Annotated in this window: 19 protein-coding genes; 13 read left to right on the forward strand and 6 right to left on the reverse strand. The window is 37.1% G+C overall.

Translation table 11 applies throughout. The features are described 5' to 3' along the window. Positions 1-19: 19 nt before the first annotated feature. The 13 genes from IPM14_12815 (at position 20) to IPM14_12875 (ending at position 17,124) form a co-directional block, all read left to right on the forward strand. Positions 20-328 carry an NAD(P) transhydrogenase subunit alpha gene (locus tag IPM14_12815; protein MBK9098977.1) on the forward strand — a complete coding sequence of 103 codons (309 nt, stop codon included), beginning with the start codon at positions 20-22 and terminating at the stop codon, positions 326-328. Positions 329-337: 9 nt separating this feature from the next. Beyond that, complete coding sequence (locus tag IPM14_12820; protein MBK9098978.1) at positions 338-1,750, forward strand: NAD(P)(+) transhydrogenase (Re/Si-specific) subunit beta; 1,413 nt, start codon at positions 338-340, stop codon at positions 1,748-1,750. Positions 1,751-1,886: 136 nt separating this feature from the next. Beyond that, entirely contained in the window at positions 1,887-2,126 is a 240-nt protein-coding gene (locus IPM14_12825) for a hypothetical protein (GenBank protein ID MBK9098979.1), read from the forward strand. A 13-nt stretch (positions 2,127-2,139) separates the two neighbouring features. Next, positions 2,140-3,369 carry a DUF5103 domain-containing protein gene (locus tag IPM14_12830; GenBank protein MBK9098980.1) on the forward strand — a complete coding sequence of 410 codons (1,230 nt, stop codon included), beginning with the start codon at positions 2,140-2,142 and terminating at the stop codon, positions 3,367-3,369. 116 nt (positions 3,370-3,485) lie between these two features. Continuing rightward, on the forward strand, positions 3,486-4,529 hold the full coding sequence (locus IPM14_12835; protein ID MBK9098981.1) for a Gfo/Idh/MocA family oxidoreductase: 1,044 nt from the start codon (positions 3,486-3,488) through the stop codon (positions 4,527-4,529). Between the two features lie 67 nt (positions 4,530-4,596). Then, a complete protein-coding gene (locus tag IPM14_12840) occupies positions 4,597-5,202 on the forward strand; it encodes a hypothetical protein (GenBank protein MBK9098982.1) in 606 nt (201 codons plus the stop codon). Between the two features lie 96 nt (positions 5,203-5,298). After that, the gene (locus tag IPM14_12845) at positions 5,299-6,261 is read left to right on the forward strand and encodes an ROK family protein (protein ID MBK9098983.1); all 963 of its coding nucleotides are present in this window, start codon (positions 5,299-5,301) and stop codon (positions 6,259-6,261) included. Positions 6,262-6,348: 87 nt separating this feature from the next. Next, positions 6,349-8,925: an LPS-assembly protein LptD gene (locus IPM14_12850; protein MBK9098984.1), complete on the forward strand. Its 2,577-nt coding sequence runs from the start codon at positions 6,349-6,351 to the stop codon at positions 8,923-8,925. A 49-nt stretch (positions 8,926-8,974) separates the two neighbouring features. Then, positions 8,975-9,442, forward strand: a complete 468-nt coding sequence (locus tag IPM14_12855; GenBank protein MBK9098985.1) for an NYN domain-containing protein — start codon at positions 8,975-8,977, stop codon at positions 9,440-9,442. Between the two features lie 597 nt (positions 9,443-10,039). Continuing rightward, positions 10,040-11,878: a T9SS type A sorting domain-containing protein gene (locus IPM14_12860; GenBank protein ID MBK9098986.1), complete on the forward strand. Its 1,839-nt coding sequence runs from the start codon at positions 10,040-10,042 to the stop codon at positions 11,876-11,878. 120 nt (positions 11,879-11,998) lie between these two features. After that, the gene (locus IPM14_12865) at positions 11,999-14,044 is read left to right on the forward strand and encodes a T9SS type A sorting domain-containing protein (protein MBK9098987.1); all 2,046 of its coding nucleotides are present in this window, start codon (positions 11,999-12,001) and stop codon (positions 14,042-14,044) included. Between the two features lie 16 nt (positions 14,045-14,060). Next, a complete protein-coding gene (locus IPM14_12870; GenBank protein ID MBK9098988.1) occupies positions 14,061-16,229 on the forward strand; it encodes a T9SS type A sorting domain-containing protein in 2,169 nt (722 codons plus the stop codon). A gap of 82 nt (positions 16,230-16,311) precedes the next feature. Continuing rightward, entirely contained in the window at positions 16,312-17,124 is an 813-nt protein-coding gene (locus IPM14_12875) for a T9SS type A sorting domain-containing protein (GenBank protein MBK9098989.1), read from the forward strand. On the opposite strand, the gene IPM14_12880 is transcribed toward IPM14_12875, so the two are convergent. The 6 genes from IPM14_12880 to IPM14_12905 all read right to left on the reverse strand — a co-directional run bounded on the left by IPM14_12880 (position 17,116) and on the right by IPM14_12905 (position 24,148). Then, complete coding sequence (locus tag IPM14_12880; protein ID MBK9098990.1) at positions 17,116-17,859, reverse strand: hypothetical protein; 744 nt, start codon at positions 17,857-17,859, stop codon at positions 17,116-17,118. The genes IPM14_12875 and IPM14_12880 overlap by 9 nt on opposite strands. Positions 17,860-17,876: 17 nt before the next feature. Next, positions 17,877-19,211 (reverse strand): tRNA (N(6)-L-threonylcarbamoyladenosine(37)-C(2))-methylthiotransferase MtaB, encoded by a 1,335-nt coding sequence (mtaB, locus tag IPM14_12885; GenBank protein MBK9098991.1) that lies wholly within the window; start codon positions 19,209-19,211, stop codon positions 17,877-17,879. Positions 19,212-19,268: 57 nt separating this feature from the next. Continuing rightward, positions 19,269-21,086, reverse strand: coding sequence for a 30S ribosomal protein S1 (rpsA, locus tag IPM14_12890; protein ID MBK9098992.1), 1,818 nt, complete (start codon positions 21,084-21,086; stop codon positions 19,269-19,271). A gap of 98 nt (positions 21,087-21,184) precedes the next feature. Beyond that, positions 21,185-21,889: a (d)CMP kinase gene (locus tag IPM14_12895; GenBank protein ID MBK9098993.1), complete on the reverse strand. Its 705-nt coding sequence runs from the start codon at positions 21,887-21,889 to the stop codon at positions 21,185-21,187. Positions 21,890-21,985: 96 nt separating this feature from the next. Further along, positions 21,986-23,641 carry a DNA polymerase III subunit gamma/tau gene (dnaX, locus tag IPM14_12900; GenBank protein MBK9098994.1) on the reverse strand — a complete coding sequence of 552 codons (1,656 nt, stop codon included), beginning with the start codon at positions 23,639-23,641 and terminating at the stop codon, positions 21,986-21,988. Beyond that, a complete protein-coding gene (locus IPM14_12905) occupies positions 23,642-24,148 on the reverse strand; it encodes a GAF domain-containing protein (GenBank protein ID MBK9098995.1) in 507 nt (168 codons plus the stop codon). It abuts the gene before it with no gap. Position 24,149 lies beyond the last annotated feature (1 nt).

A 24,149-nucleotide genomic window follows, 5' to 3' on the forward strand; every position in this document is an offset into this window, starting at 1 on the left:
TAACTAAAGGGAAATAAATATGGAAAGTTTTTTATTTCTGATGCATGTATATGTTTTTGTGCTTGCAATTTTTGTAGGCTTTGAGTTAATTACCAAAGTGCCGCCAACACTTCACACTCCGCTTATGTCAGGATCAAATGCCATCTCCGGTATAACAATAGTTGGTGCTATTTTAAGTGCAGGTATGGAACAATTTACTATCAGTACCATACTTGGAATGGTAGCTGTAATTTTTGCGATGATAAACGTTGTCGGTGGATTTCTGGTAACAGATCGAATGTTAAAAATGTTTAAGAAGCCGTCTCGGTCCGGCTCTGACGGAAAGTAAGGGGGAAATATGAGAATAGCTATCGAAATAACTTATCTGGTTTCTTCCATCTTTTTCATATTCGGAATTAAGTTTCTTGGCTCACCGAAAACTGCCCGCAAAGGTAATCTTTTTGCGTCGATAGGAATGTTCATGGCAATTGCTGCAACATTGCTCGATCAGGAAGTGCTTACCTTTGAGTGGATTATCATAGGGGCATTGGCTGGTTCACTGGTTGGAGTTTTGCTTGCTGTAAAAACTCCTATGACCGGTATGCCGCAAATGGTTGGAATGCTAAATGGATTTGGCGGCGGTGCCTCAACTTTAGTAGCACTCTCAGAATATTTTAAGCTTAACCCCAATTATCCTGTTGATCAGGGAATGATTTTTAATCTTCCCATTGACACGGGTATTGCAATGGTGCTCAGCTTATTAATTGGCGGTGTTACCTTCACCGGTTCTATGATCGCTTTTGGAAAATTGCAGGGAATTGTAACAGGAAAAGTTGTAAAATATCCTTTGCAGCATCCTCTGAATCTTTTGATGATAATATTCGTACTTGCGGCCGGTGTTTATCTTCTACTAAATCCATCGTTAATCGGAGTGATTTTATTAATCACTGTAGTGTCTTTAGTACTTGGTGTTCTGCTGGTTCTACCGATAGGCGGAGCTGATATGCCGGTTGCTATTTCTTTGTTGAATTCTTATTCTGGAATAGCAGGATCGATGACCGGATTTGTTCTTGGAAATAATGAATTAATTATTGCTGGTGCTCTTGTAGGTGCATCAGGTATTATTCTTACCAACATTATGTGTAAAGCAATGAACCGTTCATTGCTGAATGTAGTTATGGGTGGCTGGGCTTCTGCAGGAACAGAAGGACCTGCTGCAGATAGTAAAGCGCATAAGGGCACAGCCAAATCTGTTGATGCAGAAGAACTTGCAATGCTGCTTGACAGTATTAGCAGCTTAATTATCGTTCCAGGTTATGGAATGGCGGTTGGACAAGCACAGCACGCGGTTCGCGACTTAATGAATGTTCTTGAAAAGAAAGGTGTAAAAGTAAGATTTGCAATTCATCCTGTTGCAGGAAGAATGCCCGGACATATGAACGTGCTTCTCGCAGAGGCTCAAGTTCCGTACGACAAGCTTCTAGCTATGGAAGACATAAATGATGACTTCCCGAATACAGATGTTGTAATTGTTATTGGAGCTAACGACGTAGTCAATCCTGCTGCAAGACACGATCAGAGCAGTCCTATTTACGGAATGCCGATACTAAATATTGATTATGCAAAAACAGTTGTGATAAATAAACGCTCACTAAACGTCGGCTACGCAGGTATTGATAATGAGCTCTTCTTTTATCCGAATGCATTGATGTATTTTGGTGATTCAAAAGAAGCAATGAGTAAGCTGGTGCATGAATTAAAAGCATTATAAAAAGAGATAGTTGAATGAATAATTAACCCCTGATTGGAAATACTCAGGGGTTTTTTATTGCATATAAATAACACATGACTCTTATTTCTTAAAAACCTAAATTGCATTATCAAATTAAACATCCTAAGGAAATAATATGAACTTCGACTGGTCAGAATACATCAATCACACTTTGAATATCACTTTGCACGAAAACTACGGTGCAATAAAAGATCCCAAACTTGACCAGCCTCTTTACGAAATAGTTTTCAAAACAGGCAGACTTATGAACGCGTACGACGATGGCTTGCTGCTTCAAACAGAAAGGGAAGGCGAAAGCATTGGGATATTCGTACCTTACACTTCAATCAAGTGTGTTGAAATTTTTGATTTTTAATTCCGGGGGAATAATGAAATCTGTTGCAGTGATTCTTGTCTTATTTTTTTTCTCGATTGGTAATTTACTTTCACAGGATTTTAAGATAAAAAGCCTTAATGTGTATACAACCAACAGTGCTACTTCATTACCGGTTCTTGATGGCAGCAACAAGCTGATTATTGAATTCGATTTCCAGGGAGATTATTATCCGAATATGAATATTGTATTCAGATTTTGTGATAAAGGATGGACACCTACCAAAAACGTATTTCTACTCAACTCGCAATACAGTACATATTATTTTCTTGATTTTGAAGAACTGCCGCTTACTGTAATTGATGATGCACGCTATCATCACAAAAGTACTTACCCCGATGACAGAAATCAGGTAGAGTTCCCGTTTTCAGGTAAGTGGAGATTTTATTTGACCGATACCCAGGATACGTCAATTGTATATGCTTCGGGGAAATTTTTTGTAGTGAAGAATAATGTAGAGCTTGGTGTGCGACTCAAAAGAGATGAGCTTGAAGATCAGTCATACTGGCCGGTCGAACTTGCAAAAGCAATTAATGTAACAACAGATTTTTATCTACCAGATGATTTTCATCCTGCATTCGTCGACAGGATTGAGATTATCGACAACCAGCGAATCTATGATCCTGTAATAATTGACAGGAAGACGAATACACTTTTTAGATTTTATAAATGGGATGCGAACCGTAGTTTTACTTTTACAGCAAGAGATATCCCGGCAGGTAATGAGTTCAGGCAGGTGGACATAAGAGATCATAATCTTTTTAGTACGAAGGATGTTCGCGCACAGCTTGATGGATTAGAATATTCAAGATTCTTTCTTAACCCTGTTAACAAAGATTTGAATGGAGGGGAAATTTTTTCTGAGTACCGGGATGAATTTTCAACCTACCTGAAAGTAACTTTCTCAATTCGTCCGCCGGAAGAAAATTTCAAAAACATATTTTTAGTCGGTGCATTCAATGACTGGAGGCTTTCAACGGATTACATGATGAAAGAGAGTGGTGGAGTTTATTCTATCACAATTCCTCTCAAGCGTGGAATTTACGATTACCAGTACGTTGCCGCGGATGTTGATGCAGGTGAAATCTTAAATGCAGACTGGCTTATCCTTGAAGGTAATACTTGGCTGAACTCAAAGGAATTTGATGTTTTCCTTTATTACAACGAACAGGACAAAGGGGGGTATGAAAGAATTATCGGGTATAAAAGAGTCAGTACGCAGTAATCATCTGAAATATGAAATAAAGATTTAGTCATTAGTTGGTTGGTTAATAGTTTTGGTTAATTAGTATTTGGTTTTAGTTAATTTGTTGAAGTGAACTAACTAACTAAAACAATCAACTGAAAAACTATAACTATCAACTACAAACTAAGAACTTAAAAAGAAAACAAGAAATGAGTAGACTAAAAATCGGTGTAATCGGAACAGGACATCTCGGCAAGCTTCACATTAAAATGTTCAATTCAATTGAAAATTGTGAACTTGTTGGTGTCTATGATTCAAATCCGGAACAAGCAAAAGCAGTAAGCTCAGAACTCAATATTCAAAGCACATCATCAGTTGAAGATTTATTGAAAAAAGTTGACGCAGTTTCTATTGCAGCAACAACTACTGCACATCACGAACTCGCAAAAAAATGTTTCGAATCTGGTGTTCACGTCTTCATCGAAAAACCAATTACTGCGACAATAAAAGAAGCAGAAGAGCTTGTAGAAATATCTGAAAGAAAGAATCTCAACCTGCAGGTTGGACATATTGAAAGATTCAATCCGGCTTTGGTAGCAATGGAAAAATATATTTCCGAACCAAAGTTTATTCAAACTGACAGGTTGGCTCAATTCAATCCAAGAGGAACTGATGTTGCGGTTGTTCTCGATTTAATGATTCACGACATTGATATTATTTTAAGTTTGGTCAAAAGTGATGTTGTTGATGTTCAGGCAAACGGAGTAGCAGTCGTTTCGGATCATCTCGATATTGCAAATGCACGACTTCAGTTTGAAAACGGTGCTGTAGCAAATGTAACTGCAAGTCGTATTTCTCAAAAGAAATTAAGGAAGATGAGAATATTTCAGCGTGACAGTTATGTTGCGCTTGATTTCGTAACCGGAGTTGCGGAAGCTTATCGCTTGCTCGCACCTGATGCACCGGTTGATGCAAATTTAATTTCCTTCGGAGAAATTGGTGTTGGAGATAAAAGAAAGAAATTAGTCTATGAACAGCCAGAACAGAAAGAATTAAATGCGCTTCAGTATGAACTGCAGTTATTCGTCAATTCAGTTTTAAATAAAACCAGACCGGTAGTTTCCGGAGTTGATGGATTGAGAGCTTTAAAAGTTGCGCAGATAATTATACAGAAGATAGAGGGTCAGAGGATTGCTTGATAATTTATCTAAAATAAATTAAGAAAATAACGATAGAACAATTCAACAATTAATCAATAGAACAACGATGAAAAAATTACTTTTACTATCAGTGGCATTATTACTTACAACCTCAAGCTGCAGTGTTTATCAGTCAATGGTAAACTTATCGAGATTAAAGTTTAAACTTGGAGCAGTGAATAATTTTATTGTTGGAGGTGTCAATATCTCCAATAAAAGTTCTTTGCAGGATTTTAATCCGTTGGAAGTTGTAAACCTTACCACGGCTATAGCGTCGGGCAAGCTGCCGGCATCATTCACACTAAATGTTGAGGCAAAAAATCCTAATGACGGAACTGGCGGTTATCCCAAAACTGATGCAACATTAAAAGCATTTCCATGGCGGCTGGAAATAGATGATGTAGAGACAATTTCTGGAAGTATAGGAACTCCGGTTACCGTGCCCGGTACAGGTGAGGTAACAAATATTCCTTTGACAATGAATATCGATCTGATAGAATTCTTTGGAAACAAAGGCTTCGATAATTTATTAAACCTTGCTTTGGCTTTAGGCGGTCAACAAGGTTCATCTGCAAAATTATCTTTGTTTGCAACACCAACTGTATCATCACCAATTGGAGACATAAAATATCAGGGTGAATTGAAAATTGTAGATCAAAGTTTTACAAATTAACAAAATGAATGTCATTGCGATGCCGACTTTAGTCGGGAGAAGCAATCTTTGAGATCACTTCACTACGTTCGTGATGACATTGTCTGAAAATAACTTATGAATATTAAATCCAAATACGCAATAGGTATTGATCTCGGTGGTACAAGCATAAAGCTTGGTATCGTAACCAATACCGGGAAAATTTTAAAAAAAATATCAATTCGAACGGAAGCGGAAAAAGGTCCTAAAAAAGTAATTGATAATATCAGTGCAGGAATAAATGAACTTACTGCTTCCTCAAATTACAAAATTTCAGGAATAGGGATTGGATGTCCCGGAGTTGTAACTCCCGGCAAAGGTATTGTCGAAAATCCACCAAATTTTCCCGGATGGAAAAAAGTAGACATCGCTAAAGTTATCTCACAAAAATTTAATAAACGTGTATTCGTTGATAACGATGCAAACGCAGCAGCAATCGGTGAGCTGACATTCGGAAGCGGGAGGAAATACAAATCTTTTATAATGATTACTCTCGGTACCGGAGTTGGCGGGGGAATAGTGATTGACAAAAAAATCTATCACGGTGATTTCGGAGCTGCCGGAGAAATAGGACATATCTCCATTGATTATAAGGGACCAAAATGTAATTGCGGATCGTACGGCTGCATCGAAGCTTATGCAGGGAATCAATACTTAAGAAACAGAGTTCGCCAGCAGCTTAAGAAACATCCTGAATCAAAACTCTGGAAAATAATTGGCAATGACTTGAGCAAAGTTTCGCCGCGTAATATACAGGATGCTGCTGAACAAGGGGATAAGTTTTCTAAATCGGTAATTGACGAGCTTGGAGTTTACCTGGGCTCTGCCTTCGCTTCTTTGGTTAATGTGCTTGATGTGAGTGTTTTTATTATCGGTGGAGGAATTGCAGGCTTCGGAAAACCGCTATTCGATTCAATTAAAAAAACGATTGCAGTCAGAGTTATGGCACCGATAAGACCAAGAGTCAGAGTTCTTCCAGCAAAGCTTAAAAATGATGCTGGTATCAAAGGCGCATCAGCCTTGGTTTTTCATCATAAATAAAATTGTATTTCATAATCATTTCTACAATTCGTTTCGTCTTATGATTATGGATTACCCATAATCATTCCATATTTTTATCTTTCAGGTATGAAAATCATCTTGTCTTTAGTTTGTGCCTTGGCCTTCGCCTCTGTCTTTCATTTTAGTGCTTTTGCACAGCAGGATGATTTACTTCAAAATAGTAACACTGACTCTCTTCAAACCGAAATTGCAACTGATAGTCTTCTCGTACCAATTACAGATACTTTAGCTTCCAGACAAAAAAAATCAGATATAGACACAGTTGTGTACGCCAGCGGAACTGATTCGTTATTCTTCTTTGTAAAAGAAAAGAAAATGTCGATTTACGGTGAAGGCCAAATCAATTACAGACAATCCGAAATTAAAAGTGCCAATATTTTTCTCGATTTCAACAAGTTTGAAATTGAAGCAATTGGAGTTCCTTCAGATACTTCCGAAAATGAATTAATCGGTACGCCGATTTTAAAAGAAGCAGGTGAAGTATATGAAGGGAAACGGATGAAGTATAATTTTAAAACGGGGCAAGGTTCTCTTTCCGCAGCCGACACTGAGTTGGAAGGTGCATTCTATCACGGAGCGAAAATTAAAAAAGTAACGCAAGACACTTACTTTATTGAAGATGGAGTTTATACAACCTGCGATGCTGAAGAGCCGCATTTTTATTTTTCATCACCAAAAATGAAAATGATTCAGGGCGAAGAACTTGCTGCCGAATGGATCTGGCTAAACTTTGGTGGAGTGCCATTCCCGATACCTCTTCCTTTTATTGTTGTTCCATTACAGTCAGGCAGAAGGTCTGGAATTATTCCTCCGGTTTTTGGTAGTGATGCACGATATGGAACGTACATAAGTAGATTTGGATATTTCTGGGCTATAAGTGATTACATGGATATCAATGCAACAATGGATTACTACACTCGTGGAAGTTTTGGTTTTGGTTCACGCTTCAGATACGCCAACCGTTACAACTATAACGGCTATGTTGAAGGTTCTTACAGAGACTTTTCTGAAGGAGAACCAACCGATCCGAATTATAACAAGCAGATTGACTGGCGTATGAGATTATTCCACGCTCAGACTTTCACACCAACTCTGCGGCTTGATGCAAATCTTGAATTTGCCTCCAAAGATTTTCTACAGAATGGTACAGGCGATCTGAATGATCTGTTGAGAAACGAAATTATTTCTAATGCTACCTTATCAAAAACCTGGGATGAATCAGGGAACAGTGCTTCAATAAATTACAACAGAAGACAGGTTCTTGAGACGAACGATATTTTCGAGATTCTCCCGAGTGCATTATTTAAATTAGCGCAAAGCTATCCTTTCAGATCATCTTCGAGCGAAGCAGACAGGCAATGGTATGAACTGCTTGGTTATTCTTACAGTGGTCAGTTTCAAAATCAAAGAAATAAAACCGGTGGTGTTCTTGATGAGCGATTAGGTTTGCAGCACAGCATTACTTCTGATATGTCACCCAAAATCGGATACTTCTCCATTTCTCCTAGGATCAGGTTCGATTCAAAATGGTATAATGAACAGATTGAACAATTCTCTGTAGCTTCATCAACCGGGCAGGATTCAATCGTTACAAATGAAATTAAAAAGCTCAGTGCTGTAAATACATTCGACGTAGGAATTAATGCTTCAACGAAATTTTATGGAATGTTCAATATTAATTCTATTGGTATTAATGCCATCCGTCATACGGTTACACCAAATATATCTTACAATTATCGTCCAGACTTCTCTTCTTCAGGATGGGGATATTACGGTCAGTATACAAAATTAGATGGAAGTACCGAAAGGTATGATAGATATCGGAATGAAGTATATGGTGGCTCCGGTTCTGGTGAACAGCAGAATATTAATTTTTCTATTGGAAACAATTTTGAAATGAAAACCATCGTGGATCCTACTGATACAACATCAAAAGAAAGCAAGATTCAGCTTTTAAATCTTACGGCTGGTTCAGGTTACAATTTCGCCGCAGATTCTCTGAACTTTGCTGACGTGAGTCTAACTTATCGAACACAAGTAGGAGAACTTTTTGATCTTTCAGGTTCTTCACGTTTTACACCGTACGATTACAGTGGAAACATATCCAAAATAAATCGTTACCTTGTTGATGCCGGAAAAGGATTATTGAGATTAACCGGGCTTAATTTTTCCATTTCATCAAGTATTTCTGGAGAGAAATTCGCTTCTTCCAAGGACGAAGATAGAGAAGATGAAGATGAATTTGGTCTTGTTGATCAGGAAAGTAAAAGTGTCTACCGGGGAATTTATAATAATGATGATCCGGATTTTACAATTCCATGGAGTATTTCACTCAGTTACAATTATAATCTCGACCGTCCAACTCCTGAGCGGTCCACTGTTTATTCAAACCTTAGCGGCAGCTTCAGTTTCAGCCTTACTCCACTCTGGAAAATCGATTTAACGGGCAGCTATGATTTTCAGAGCAAAGAATTTGCAGCTCCGCAGGTCAGGATTTCGAGAGATCTGCATTGCTGGCTGATGAATTTCGTCTGGAATCCTATCGGCACTTACACAGGATTCAGATTTGAAATCAGGGTTAAAGCACCGCAGTTGCAGGATTTGAAACTTACGAAGCAGGATCAATTTTTCAATACCCGGTAGTAACGTCTGAATTAAAAATTTCAAATTGAAAATTATTAAATTGGAATAAGTGAAGCATTATATAATTGATGGAAATAATCTGCTGGGGAAAGAAAGATCATTAAGTCAACTGCAGAAAAAAAATAAACAGCAAAGCAGGGAGAAGCTAGCCTTCATCCTCTCAAGATTTTTTGCTAAGAAAAAAGCAGCCGTAAGCTTGCATTTTGATGGTCATGAAAGAGAAGCTATAAAAGTTTCAAACATCAAAATAATTTATTCGGGTAATTATTCAGCCGATGACAATATTAAGCGTGAAATTGAAAAAAGTAAAAATCCCCGTAATATTATTCTCATTACTTCCGATACTAATTTGATGGAGTTTGGCAGGGTATGCAGCTCGAAAGTAATTAAAAGTGAAGAGTTTGTTAAACATATTAAACAATCGAATACAGACATTGAGGAGAGAATTAAATCAGGTGCGGATACGGATGTTGAGGAGTTCAAAAAACTTTTTGGGATTGCTACATCAGACAAATGATTTTTTTGATTATAAATAAAATAAACTTAATTTTACTGGTAAATTTTTTGAATGAAAAAAAGTTAGAATACCATCGTTATCCGCGTCTTCCTTTATCCAGTTCTAAATATCAGAAATTACAATCATCATTTAACAGAAAAGCCACTCACAATTTTTAACTCAACTCACATTCATCCATCAATTAATTCAGGAGGTTTAGTGGAAAACAAACTACTAAAACCAATTCTTTTTTTACCTCTGGTTGTAATTAGCACGGTCCTGATTTATTCGGCTAGTGTTTTTGCCCAGGGAGATAATCCGCTTGTTGATGCAGTTCCGCAAGAGTGGATACCAGCAAATTATTATACAGATTCTGAAGAAGATGTAATAACCATAAACGGTTATGACGATTTCAACTTGGGTATTGATTTTGCTGAGCCGCACGTTTCTCAAAATCCGTTAAATCCATTACAGTATTTTGGTGCGTATAACATTAACGGAGCATGGAGAACTTACGATGGTCAAAACTGGACTTCTTCAGCCCCCAATTTTGGCGCATCTCCCAACGGAGATCCCATAACAACCTATGATGGTCAAGGAAATTTGTACTATGAAACCATGTATGGAAGTGTTACTGGTTGCAGAGTAATCCGTTCAACAGATAACGGAGCTACCTGGACAGCAGGAGTCATTGCAGTTGCAGGAAATGATAAAAACTGGATGGTTGCAGATCAAACTACTGGTCCATACTCTGGAAATATATATACTGGTATGACTCCCGGAAATTTTGCACGTTCAACAAATCTTGGTGCTAGTTGGACTACCACAAACACTTTTGGAACACAATCACTGCCAGGTTTTATGATTTGTATTGGTCCTAACGGAACAACTGATGGCGGTAATGTTTTTGTAGTAACAAATTCGGGCAGTGCGTTCGCTTCAACATATACATTTTACGCTTCGACTAATGGCGGACAAACTTTTACTTTGAAATCAGCACAGAATTTTTCTAATTATGTTGGAACCAACGTTGGTGGAAGAAATTCTGTTCAGAATATGAGAACCCGGCCTTATCCATTTATAACTGCAGATCAAAGTAACGGCACTTACAGAGGCAGATTATATTTAGTATATGCTTCTAATGACCCGGTAGGCAATGGCTTTAAACCCGATATTTATTGCAGATATTCAACAGATCAGGGAACAACTTGGTCTTCTGCGGTAAAAGTTAACGATGATGCAAATACAACAAATCATAATCAGTGGCATCCATCAATTTGGAGTGACGTTGGAACTGGAAGATTATTTGTTAAGTGGATGGATACACGTGACACTCCGACAAGCGATAGCGCTTACATCTATGCGAGCTATTCTGATGATGGTGGAGTTACATGGGCTACTAATCAAAGAGTATCAAATCAGAAAATGAGAATTAATTGCACAACTTGCCCGGGTGGCGGAACTCCACGCTATCAAGGTGACTATGATGCTATTATTTCTCACAACAATCAGGCATTAGCGATGTGGACAGATTTCCGCAGCGGAAACTTTGGCAGCTTTGTCGGATACTTCCCTGATTTTGCAATGACTTTATCAACAAATTCAGTAATTATTCCAAATTCCGGAGGACAGGAAACTGTAACTGTAAGCGTTCCCGGTGTGAAATTATATGAAGAAGATGCTGTATTTACTGCATCTGTAAGCTCAACTCCTGCAAGTGGAACTATTGATTTGCTATTTCCAAGCGGCAACACGATCAGCTCGTTCCCGGGTGATATTCCACTTAGTATACAAACAAGTGGTAATGTAACTTTAGGGAGTTATACAATTACTGTTCAAGGTACCGGTCCAGGTGGCGCACCACCAGTGCATCGCAGGACAATTTCTCTTGATGTAATTGTACCCGTTGAACTAACATCGTTTACTGCAAATACTGATAAGAACGATGTTATACTCACCTGGAACACGGCAACTGAAGTGAACAATCAGGGATTCGAAATCCAGAGAAAGACCTCCGGAGAATTTGAGCGGGTTGGATTCGTTGAAGGAAAAGGAACAACAACTGAAGTTCAAAACTATTTCTTCAGAGATAAAAATCTTCTTTCAGGAACTTATACTTACAGGTTAAAGCAGATGGACTTTGATGGATCATTCGCTTATTCAGATGAAGTTGAAGTAGAGATCGATCAGCCAAATGTTTTTGTGCTTGGTCAGAATTATCCAAATCCTTTCAATCCATCAACGAACATCAAGTATTCAATTCCGGCAGATGGAAATGTAACATTGAAGATGTACGACATACTCGGAAAAGAAGTGAGTACATTAGTAAATGAATATCAGCAGGCAGGAACGTTTGATGTAGTATTCGATGGTTCAAACCTTGCCAGCGGAGTTTATTATTATCAGCTGACAACCGGAGATTTAACTTCAACAAAGAAGCTGATGCTTACAAAATAAATCACTAATTAAGATATTTGATTATAAAGGGGACTTCGGTTCCCTTTTTTATTGGTGGAACTTTGAAAATAATCCCTATTTTTGAAGTGAAGATATTTAATTATTCACCGGGGAATATCTATGAAACACTCTCTAACAATTCTCTTCTCGCTTATCCTGTTTTCACAAATTAATCTTAAAGCTCAGGAATTGCCGCAGGATTATTTTCAGAACAACATTGAAGTTTACTTTTCTTTCGAAGTCCCTTCAGTTGATTTGATAAGACAATTAACAAGTACTATTTCGATTGATAATGTAAAAGGTAATACTGTCTATGCGTACGCTAACGAAAATGAATACAATAAATTTCTTGCATACAATATTCCTCATCAAATTCTACTAAAGCCAGGTGAGCTAATAATTCCTGAAATGAGTGGCAACATTGATGAAATTACAGACTGGAATGTATATCCAACCTATGATGCTTATGTAAATATGATGATGCAATTTGCTGCTAACCATCCATCAATTTGTAAATTGATTGATGCAGGAAACACTGTTCAAGGAAGAAAAATTCTTTTAGTAAAAATATCAGATAATGTGAATGTCCGTGAAGCTGAACCACAGTTTCTTTACACTTCATCTATTCATGGTGATGAAACTACTGGTTATGTTTTGATGCTTCGTCTTATTGATTCGCTTCTCACATCATACGGCAGCAATGTAAGAATAACCAATATGATCAATAATGCTGAGATATGGATAAATCCTCTTGCAAATCCGGATGGAACTTATCACGGCGGTAATAACACTGTAAACGGTGCAACAAGATATAATGCAAACGGTTATGATCTCAACAGGAATTTTCCTGATCCTATTTATGGAGTTAACGCGAATCAACAGCAGGAAACTGCTGTCTTTAGAAATCTTGCTGAACAAAATAATTTTGTGCTTTGTGCAAACTTCCATGGCGGGACAGAAGTCGTTAATTATCCGTGGGATACCTGGACGAGTGGTTATCCTGACTATGTTTCTCACGCTGATGACAACTGGTATCAATTTATCTCTCATCTTTATGCTGATACCTGTCAGGAATACAGTCCTTCAAATTATATGAATGGCTATGACGATGGAATTACAAACGGCGGTGCCTGGTACGTGATCAATCACGGAAGACAGGATTATATGAACTGGTATATGAAAAGCAGGGAGGTGACGATTGAAATTTCTGATACAAAACTACTTCCGCCATCTCAGCTACCTGCTCACTGGGAATACAACAAACGATCTTTCCTCAATTACATAGAAAGTATTTTTTATGGTGTGAGAGGGATTGTAACTGATACTGCAGATCATCCGCTGAATGCTATTATAACTGTTCTGAATCACGATACAATTCATTCAGAAATCCGAACTGATTCGATTAATGGAAATTATCACAGGATGCTCGCACCGGGATTTTATTCATTTCGGTTTACTGCCGAAGGATATTTCCCTCAAACAATAAATAATATCGCTGTCAATAATTTTCAGACGACGATTTTAAATGTTGAACTTATTCCGAATCTAATTCCTGTTGAACTAATTTCGTTCGCTGCTAACGTAGTTGGTCAGGAAGTTCAATTAAATTGGCAAACAGTAACAGAAACAAACAACAAAGGTTATGAAATCGAGCGATTGAAAAATTTCAGGAATACAAAATTGCAAGATTGGATAAATGTTGGCTGGGTTGAAGGTAATGGAACAACAACCGAACCGATAAGTTATTCTTTCTTTGACGAAAATGTTGAGCCAGGGTATTATCAATACCGACTCAAGCAAATCGATTTTGATGGTTCATTTACTTATTCAGATATTGTAGTAGTCGATGTAGCGGCACCAAATGTATTTTCACTCGAGCAGAATTATCCAAATCCATTTAATCCATCAACGAAAATAAAATACACTGTCCCAAATGTCATTGCGAACGAAGTGAAGCAATCTCAACTTGTCACGCTAAAGGTATACGACATTCTCGGTAACGAAATCGCAACACTCGTTAATGAAGAAAAACCAACAGGTAGTTATGAGGTTGAATTCAATGCTGTAGGGACAAGTCGTGACTTGTCCTTGCCAAGTGGAATTTATTTCTACAAATTGCAAGCAGGTAATTTTGTGCAGACCAAAAAAATGGTATTAATGAAATAGAAAAGAGAGGTTAATAATGAAAGTACTAGTTATTTCTCTTTTGATATTAAATTTGCCGGCCGTAGCCCAAATTGGATGGCTTTGGTTGAATCCTGTTCCTACAGGAAATGATCTCCACGACATTTATCTACTTGATTCGAATACTGCTATTACGGTAGGCGATTGGGGAACAATTTTAAAAACTACCGATGCAGGGATTAAATGGATTTATAAAGAAAGTACTACAACTAACCATTTAGCATCAATTTATTTTACAGATAGTTCTACTGGTTATGCTGTTGGAGATTCAGGGTTGGTTTTAAAAACTATTAATCAATGTGAGTCATGGTTACCGCTGACCAGTAATAGCAATCGTTTCTTACGGTCAATTTATTTTCCTTCTAGTCAAATTGGGTTTGCAGTGGGTGATTGGGGCACTATTATTAAAACAACAGATGCAGGTGAAACATGGACAAATCAGGTTAGCGGCTCAAATTACTCTCTTTATTCTGTTTTCTTTACAAATGATAGTACGGGTTATACAGTTCGATTTGGTGGGGTTATACTGAAGACATCGAATGGCGGATTAAACTGGACTGCTTTAACTAGCGGCACAAATAGCACTTTATACTCAATATTTTTTACTGATGAAGATACTGGTTATGCCAGTGGAGGTGGAGGAACATTATTAAAAACAACAAACGCCGGGCAGGACTGGACTGAATTAAATACCAACACAAATGCTAGTCTTCATTCAATTTTTTTTGTAAATAGTATAGTCGGATATGCAACAGGTCGGGGAATAGTACTAAAAACGACTAATGCAGGAACTACTTGGGTCATTAATTCTATTGCTTTAAATAAAATATTTTATTCAGTTCGTTTTTATGGTCTCAATATTGGCTACATTGTCTGTGAAGACGGAAATATATTAAAAACAACAACTGAAGGAGTAAATTGGAATAATCTAAAACGTGGAGTAATAGATAATCTTTCGAGCTTTCATTTTCCCAGTACAAATGTTGGTTATGTGGTTGGTGGTTACGGTTCATCAAATGAACCGAATAAGGAAAGAATTCTGAAAACTTCAGATGCTGGTATTACCTGGGACACACTATCAAGTGGTTCTAAAAAATATCTTAGTTCAGTTTTTTTTATTGATGATCTTACTGGATATGCTGTTGGTGACTCCGGAATAATTATCAAGACAAGTGATGGAGGAGCAAATTGGAATATTAGTAATTTAGGTGATTATACTCCTTTAGGCTCAGTTTATTTTCACAATAATACGAATGGAATAATTGCAGGTTTCGATTATCTACTTGCTTCCGGAGTTATATTAAGGACAACTGATTCTGGTGAAAACTGGTTTATACAACAAACTGTTCCATTTGTTTTGCTAAATAAAATATTTTTCATTGATCAAACCCTTGGTTGGATAGTTGGGACTTTCATAAATGGTTCTGAGAAATATGGTGTTATACTGAAAACTACAGATGGCGGTATAAATTGGGTTAGTCGAAGGACGAGTGATGGTCATGAGCTAAATTCAGTTCATTTTATTGATTCTAATTTCGGTTGGATTGTCGGATATAATTTTGATAATTTCAATTCCGTCATTCTAAAAACTGATGATGGCGGAGAAACCTGGACTAACCAATCACCATACTTGGATTTATGGTTAACCTCAGTTCACTTTGTAAACAATACAAAGGGATACATTTGTGGCAATTATGGGAAAGTACTTTTAACTACAGACAGTGGGGATAATTGGGCAGTGCAAATTAGCAGAACGGATAACCATCTAACTGAAATTAGTTTTTTAGATAATCAAACAGGATACGTGGTCGGTTCCGAAGGAGCTATTCTAAAAACAACAACTGGTGGAGCAACATTTATTGATACTGATAATGATCCTATTCAACCGCAGATGTATTTACTTCACCAAAACTATCCCAACCCCTTCAATCCCTCAACGACTATCCTGTATGAAATTCCTGAGCAAAGTTTTGTTACAATAAAAGTCTATGACGTTCTCGGCAACGAGATAGCAACACTTATTAACGAAGAAAAGCCTGCAGGGAGTTTTGAAGTTGAGTTTGACAGTCATTCCGGTTTCGTCCGGAATCTGGTATCAGGAATCTACTTCTATCAGTTAAAATCCGGCGGTTATACTGAAACAAAAAAGATGATACTATTGAAGTAAAATTATTGCGGCTCAGTATTAACTGAGTCGCTTTTTATTATCTTTTTTTCATATCTTTGCCACCAATTAAAATTCATTCAGGATGAAAATAAACTACTTTTTAGCAATATTTTTTCTTGCATTCGTTTCAGTAGTTGTAATTGCAAACAAAGATGAAACAACTCTGATCGGCTGCACGGAGCTTAACGGCAGCGGATGCGTTTGTCATACAACAGAACGTGATACGCTTGTAAAAGTTTGGGTGGAAGGTCCGGATTCCTTAATTGTTGGTCAAACCGGTTTATATAAAATGTTTATGGCTGGCGGTCCGGCACAAGCAGGCGGCTACAATGTTGCAGGAAGATTCGGCGAAATGGTTTTAGTTGATACTTTCTCAACTCAGCATCCAATGACATTAAATGAGCTTACACAGGCATTCTCTCTTCCTTTTCCTACAACACAGGATACAATCTACTGGGAGTTCGGATATAAAGCACTCGAATCCGCAATCGAATGGGATACAATTTATTCCTGCGGATTAAGTCTTGTGTGGGATTCAATTCCTGATTTCAGAGACAGATGGAATTTTGGAGCGAAGTTCCCCGTAAAAATTTTAGCGGTTACAGATGTTGATGAAAATACTACTTCACCAAATGAATTTGTTTTGCATCAGAATTATCCGAATCCTTTTAATCCAACTACAAGAATCAGTTGGCAGTCTACAATAAGCAGTCGGCAATCTTTAAAAATATATGATGTAAATGGAAAAGAGGTTGAGATACTTTTTGATGAATATAAATCTGCAGGCAGCTATGAAGTGAGTTTCACTGCTTCGGGATTACCAAGTGGAATTTATTTTTATAAACTCGAAGCCGGTAATTATACTTTGACTAAAAAAATGATTCTCTTAAAATGATTTTTGCACGTGGAGTGCAAGACTTGTCGGTAAATTATGTGCGTTCATAAATCCTACTGAAAAATTCCAGCTTACTTCTTCTTCTAAATTATTATTGTACGCTGAAACTAATCTTGCTGCATTGATTGCACTTACAAGTCTGTTCAAAATTAAACCACCAACAACAAACCTGATTCCGTTGCTAGCTGTCTCACTGGAATTCCACATATCGCGGTAGGTTCTGCGCTCGTCAGTAGTATTCCATTTCCAGAAATAAGCCTGTTCATCGTACATCTCGTTAAAATTTCTTTCCAAAGTTTTCTGTTCATTGTAAGTATAGACGCTCGTGTAATCGCCGATATTTGCATAAAAATCTTCGTCTTTAATTCCATCGTTTATCACTCCTGCAGTTGAAGCAGCATACGATTTATAATTGTCTTCCTGCCAGTTTGAATATGCATTCATTCCGATAAATGTTCCCCATAAAAGTCCGTCGGCAATAGTAAAATATTTTCCAACATTGTATGCATCTGCGTAAAGTTCTCCCATTCCGGGCAGAAGAAGCGAGTAAACTATTCCAAGTCCAACGCTTTTCTTTTCATTGCTTAAATAAGAATTGATAGAAACAGATGATGACTCATAATTCACTTCAGAATCTTTAAGTGAATTTTTTAGTTCCTGAATCGATCTGGAATTTTCTGTTTGTGAAAAGATGATTGTGGTTGAAAGCAGAAGTATGACAGAAAATAATTTCATATTTTTTTATTTGAAGTTTATAGTTCTGCAGCGACTAAATCAACTGAATTTTTTGTGGATATTAACTGGCAATTGCAAATATCATCTGTAATCGAATCAATAAAAATAGGGACAATTTTACCAGCCAATTCGTCATTATATTCATGCTGAACTCTTATATAATTTGATGTGAATCCCTGAATCATCCCGTCTTTGTCTGTATGTTCAAATAAAACTTTGTGGTGTGTGCCAATCATCTCTTCGTAGAATTTTGCTCTTTTTTTCTCACTTAATATTCTGAGGATATTATTTCTTCTCTTTCTTTCCTGCACGTCAACTGAACCGGGAAGTGAAATTGCTTTTGTATCGGGTCTCTCGGAATAAGTGAAAACGTGGAGATAGGAGACAGGCAAATCTCTTAAAAAATTATGAGTGTGAATGAAATCCTCTTCGGTTTCTCCCGGGAAACCAACGATAACATCAACACCGATTCCCGCATTCGGTAAACGTTCTTTTATTTTATGAATTAATTTGAAATAATCTTCAGCAGTGTATCTTCTCTGCATTGCTTTGAGGATACGCGGGCTACCATTCTGTAAAGGTATGTGGAAATGATTACAAAGTTTATCCGATTCAGCAGTTAGATTTATTATTTCTTCAGAAAGAAGATTAGGTTCAATTGAACTAATACGAATTCTGAATTCACCTTCGATTTTAATCAGCTCGTTGAGAAGATTAAATAAATTTGTGTCGATATTTTTTCCATAATCTCCGACATTCACTCCCGTTAAAACTATTTCTTTATAGCCTGCATCGAGTAATTTTTTAAATTCATTTATAACATTTGTTACTTCAAGACTTCTGCTTGCACCACGGGCTAATGGAATTGTACAGAATGAACAAGTATAGTCACATCCATCCTGAATTTTAAGAAATGCGCGCGTCCTACTATCAGCATCAGTGGAATGCGCTACGCCGAATTCAGTGAGATTTTCTGTGGGTGTGACTGATATGCAGGTAAGTTCTCGTTTATTAAAATTATCCAGCAGTGAAAAGAGTTTGAATTTTTCGTTACTTCCGAGAATCGCATCAACACCCTCAATCCTAGCTATTTCTTCAGGGCGAAGTTGAGCATAACAGCCTGTAACGATGATGAATGCTTCTGGATTTTGCCTGAGTGCTCGTCTGATAATTTGACGGCATTCTCTTTCTGCAGATTCTGTAACTGAGCAGGTATTCAAAACATAAACATCAGCTGACTGCTGAAAATCTACCAGTTCAAATTCCCGGTCGAGGAACCGTCTTCCGATCGAAGAAGTCTCCGAGAAATTCAATTTACAACCGAGTGTATGTAGTGCTACTTTTTTATTCATTACTACTTAAAAGAAAAGCGGGAGAATTCCCGCTTTTCAAATTTAATCATCAAAAGATTATTGAGGTTCTTCAGTCTTTTTTACTTCTGGACTTTCGTGAATCTCAAAAATCGGGAATTCAGAAGAATCAATTGCGCCGGTATCTGCATTCTTGATGCTATCCAAAGATACTTTATCAAGCTTATGCTTGTTGAGATAATCAAGAATTTCATTATCCGATTTATCCTTCAAAGCAGCAATAGTGCTGAGCACAATTTTCTTGTTGCTCTTATCGAATTCGATTACTTTTATTGGGATAGAATCATCAACAGGAAAATGATTTGCAAGATTTTTCAGCTTTGAAGTTGATAATTGATTTGCAGGAACAAATCCATCAACACCTTCAGGCAATTCAGCAATCAAACCTTTTTCAATTATTCGAACTACTTTTCCTTCTGTGATAGTTCCAACAGCAAATTTCTGCTCGAATGTATCCCAGGGATTATCCATAATCTGCTTGTGGCCGAGAGAAATTTTTCTTGATTCAACATCAACACTGAGAACGATAACTTCAAGTGATTCACCTTTCTTAACAACTTCCCCGGGATGACGAATCTTCTTTGTCCAGGAAAGATCAGAAATGTGAACCAGTCCGTCAACGCCGGGTTCAAGTTCAACGAAGACTCCGAAGTTTGTAAGATTTCGAGCAACTCCGGTATGTCTTGAACCAACTGGATATTTTATCATCAATGTTTGCCATGGATCCGGCTCAAGCTGCTTGATACCAAGTGAGATTTTCTTTTCATCTTTATCAAGACTTAGAATAATTGCTTCAACGATTTGTCCCATAGCAACAACCTGTGAAGGATGTTTAATGTGCTGAGTCCAGCTCATTTCTGAATTATGAATCAATCCTTCAATGCCTTTTTCAATTTCAATGAATGCACCGTAATCAGTAAGTGAAACAACTCTTCCCGCAACTTTATCACCAATTTTATATTTCTCATCAATATTTTCCCATGGATGGGGGAGAAGCTTTTTAAGACTGAGCGAAATTCTCTTCTTAGCTTCATCGTAGTCGGTGACAACAACTTTTAAAGTTTCGTCAAGCTTAACTACTTCGCTCGGATGGTTTATTCTTCCCCAGCTGAGGTCGGTTATATGAATTAAACCATCAACTCCGCCGAGATCAACGAACACTCCGAAATCCGTTACAGCTTTTACAACACCTTCAAGAATTTGTCCTCTTTCAAGGCTTTCAAGAATTGCTTTTCTCTGATCTGCTATTTCTTCTTCGATCAGAACTTTGTGAGATACTACGACGTTTTCTGTTGGTATGTTAACTTTAACAACTTTGAAGTCCATCGTTTGTCCAACTAATGCATCAAAATCACGGATAGGTCTGATATCGATTTGCGAACCCGGAAGGAATGCTTCCATACCAATTAAATCGACAACCATTCCGCCTTTAATTCTTTTGATAATTTTACCATCGATGATTTCGCCGGTATCGTGGGCTCGTAAAACTTTCTCCCAGATTCGTAAGAAATCTGCTCTTGATTTGCTAAGAACAAGGTTTCCTTCCTGATCTTCAACACTCTCAAGAACTACTTCTACTTCCTGTCCGACTTCAAGTTTGGCATCTTCACCGAACTCGCTTCTTGGAATAGTTCCCTCAGATTTAAATCCGACATCAATAATTACATTATCATTCTGAATTCTAACAAGCTTACCTTTAACCATCTCACCTTGCTTCACATCCCGAAAAGACTCGGTGTACATATTCGCAAGCTGTTCAAATTCTTCCTGTGTGTAATCGTACGTATTGAATTTGTTTTTCGCTTTTTCGAAATCTTCTAATACATTGGTTGACTTAACTTTGACATCAGTGGCCATTAATCCTCCTGAAATTAATTAGATATCTTTCTGCCCAAAACCGGAAGAACAGTTAAGATATATTTTGTTTTGTTTGACATATTTATTTAGCCGGTTTATTAATCTTTAAGTATTATATGAATATTTTTTTTCTTTGCTACTTTTTTTACTTCGTCAAGAATCAGTTTTACCTGCTGATCAATTGTAATATTTGTTGTATCAACTTCAACTGCGTCGGCTGCTTTTGTAAGCGGACTGTCATTCCTGCTTGAATCAATTTTATCTCTATTTGATAAATTGCTTTTGATATCGTCAACATAAACATTCGATCCTTTTTCGAGGTACTCTTTTACTCTTCTATCTGCACGAATATCAAGTGATGCAGTCAAGAATATCTTTACATCAGCATCCGGGAATACAACAGTTCCGATATCCCGTCCTTCCATCACAACACCACTTCCTTCTGCTGCCATTTCTCTTTGTTTTTCGACTAAAACTTTTCTTACTTCACTAATTTTGCTGACATCGCTTACATGTGCATTCACTTCAGCCGAACGAATTTCTCTTGAAACATCCTGATCATTTAAAAGAACAATTACTTTACCATCTTCAAACTTAAGATCAATTTTACATTTCCTTGCCAGTTCAATAATACGGGAATTATCTCCGATTGCTCTATCTTTTAAAGCGAGGTAAGTTATCGCACGGTACATTGCGCCAGTGTCTATGTATATGTATCCAAGTTTTTGAGCGATAAGCTTAGCCGACGTGCTTTTTCCAGAACCGGCAGGACCATCAATTGCTACAACAAGTCCATTTGACATAGACCACAAAAATATTCATTATTACTTCAAAATCAAAGAATTTGGAGGTGGCAAATTCAGGGATGAATACTATTAAAAATGCTGAAAAACTAATTTTCAGCCTATTTTTTCAGCTCCAAGCTGGTTGATGATAATATCTTCGTATGGATCTGAGTCGGGAGAAGATGTGGGTTCTACTTCTTTTTCAGATTTTGGGCTTTTCGTATTTGCTGTTACTGCGTGACTTACTAAAAAATTAAATCTTCTACCGAAGAATTCCTCGGACTTTTTGGTCAAATACTTTTCGTTAATCCTGAACATATTTAGATCAGATTCATTCTTTGCAGAACACGAGAGGCTGTTGTCTTTTAAAGAAAGTAAACTGAAGTTTTTTAATGCAGGGCCGAGAGTAAATCCTTTTTCGGAATTAATGGATTCAATAAATCCTTCCCATTTTTTTACAACATCATCAAAAGTATAATGTGGTTGTGTTGCAGGACTTTCAATCTTGTTTGATGAATGGTTCTCAATCAGCTCGGATTTGTTCGACTTAAATTGGTTATCGACTACTTTTTTTTTAGATGTTGATTCCGAAGAGTACAAAGGTTTAGTTGATTCTTTTACAGAGTTAATTTTTGAATCTGCTGCACCGACTTCCGAGACTAATTCTGAAATAGTTCTCGAATTTTCCAGCGCAACTAAGTGACTAAGGATAATTTCTGTTTTAAGTTTCTGATTCTGCGAATATCGAAGTTCTTGTTGTGATTTGCTAAGATAATTCAGCAGCCTGAGTATATCACTTTCTGAAAATTTATCAGCATATTCCAGATATTTTTTCTTGTAGATATCAGCGGTTTCGACAGCAGAAGTTGAACCAGTTATTACAACTGATAATATATTTCTGAAATGTTCTATTAGTCCATCCATAAAATCCCCGAAGTCCCATCCATTCTCATAAATCTTCTCTGAGGACTGAAAAACTATCTTGAAATCTTTATTAATAACAGCATCAGAAATAAGGAAATAAATTTCTTCATCAATAAGATTAAGCATTTGAGTTACAAGTTCAGCGTCTATTTTTCCTTTTGAAAATGCTACCACCTGATCGAAATAACTTTCAGCGTCACGTAACGCTCCGTCTGCTTTCTTTGCAATTATTGTCAGAGTTTTATCATCAATCTTTATCTTCTCTTCATCGGCAATCATCTTCAAAGTCTCTTTTATCTTATCAAGCTGAATTCTTCTGAAATCATAACGCTGGCATCTTGAAATAATTGTCAAAGGAACTTTATGCACATCGGTAGTTGCAAAGATGAAAATTATATGTTCCGGTGGTTCCTCAAGTGTTTTCAGGAAAGCATTGAATGATTCCTTTGTGAGCATATGTACTTCATCGATAATATAAACTTTATACTTACCTCGGGTTGGTGCATACTTGACTGAATCTCTTAAAGTTCTGATTTCATCAATTCCACGATTGGAAGCTCCGTCAATTTCAATTATATCGATCAATTGCGAATTCTGAATTGACCTGCACATTTCACATTCATTGCAAGGTTCAGAGTCTTTTCGGTTTTCACAATTCAGAGTTTTGGCTAGAATTCTTGCTGTCGTAGTTTTCCCAACACCGCGTGGACCAGTAAAAAGATATGCATGAGCAATACGTTTTTCTTTGATTGCATTTTTCAGAGTGCTGGTGATATGTTCCTGACCAACAACGTCTTCAAATCGCTGCGGTCTCCACTTTCTTGCTGTAACTACAAAATTGCTCATTTAATCTTTATTAGTTGATGGGAAGATTTCCTCACACAGAAATTTACAAATTTCCTCTAAATATTCTTTATCCATATCACTGAAAGAATTATACTTGTGGCTGTCCACGTCAAGCACACCGAGCAGTTTTTTATCTTTTATAAGAGGAATTACAATTTCTGATTTTGAATCGCTATCACAGAAAATATGTCCCGGAAACTTATTAACATCAGGAACAATTATCGTTTCCCGTTTTTGGGCAGATGTTCCGCAAACACCTTTCCCGATTTCAATATTTGTGCACGCAACTTTTCCCTGGAATGGTCCTAGATATAGTTTATCTCCATCAAAAAGGTAAAAACCAATCCAACTAATTTTGTCAAAAGTATCTCTTACTGCTGCTGTCAAATTTGATAAGTTCGAAATTAGATTATCTTCTTTGGATAAAAGAGATTTAACCTGCGAAACCAGAAGTCTGTACTTTTCTTCTTCAGATAGATGCTTATCAATTCTGATTTCCTCTGACATT

The sequence above is a fragment of the bacterium genome, assembly GCA_016716565.1.
Classification (GTDB): Bacteria; Bacteroidota; Ignavibacteria; order Ignavibacteriales; family Ignavibacteriaceae; genus IGN2.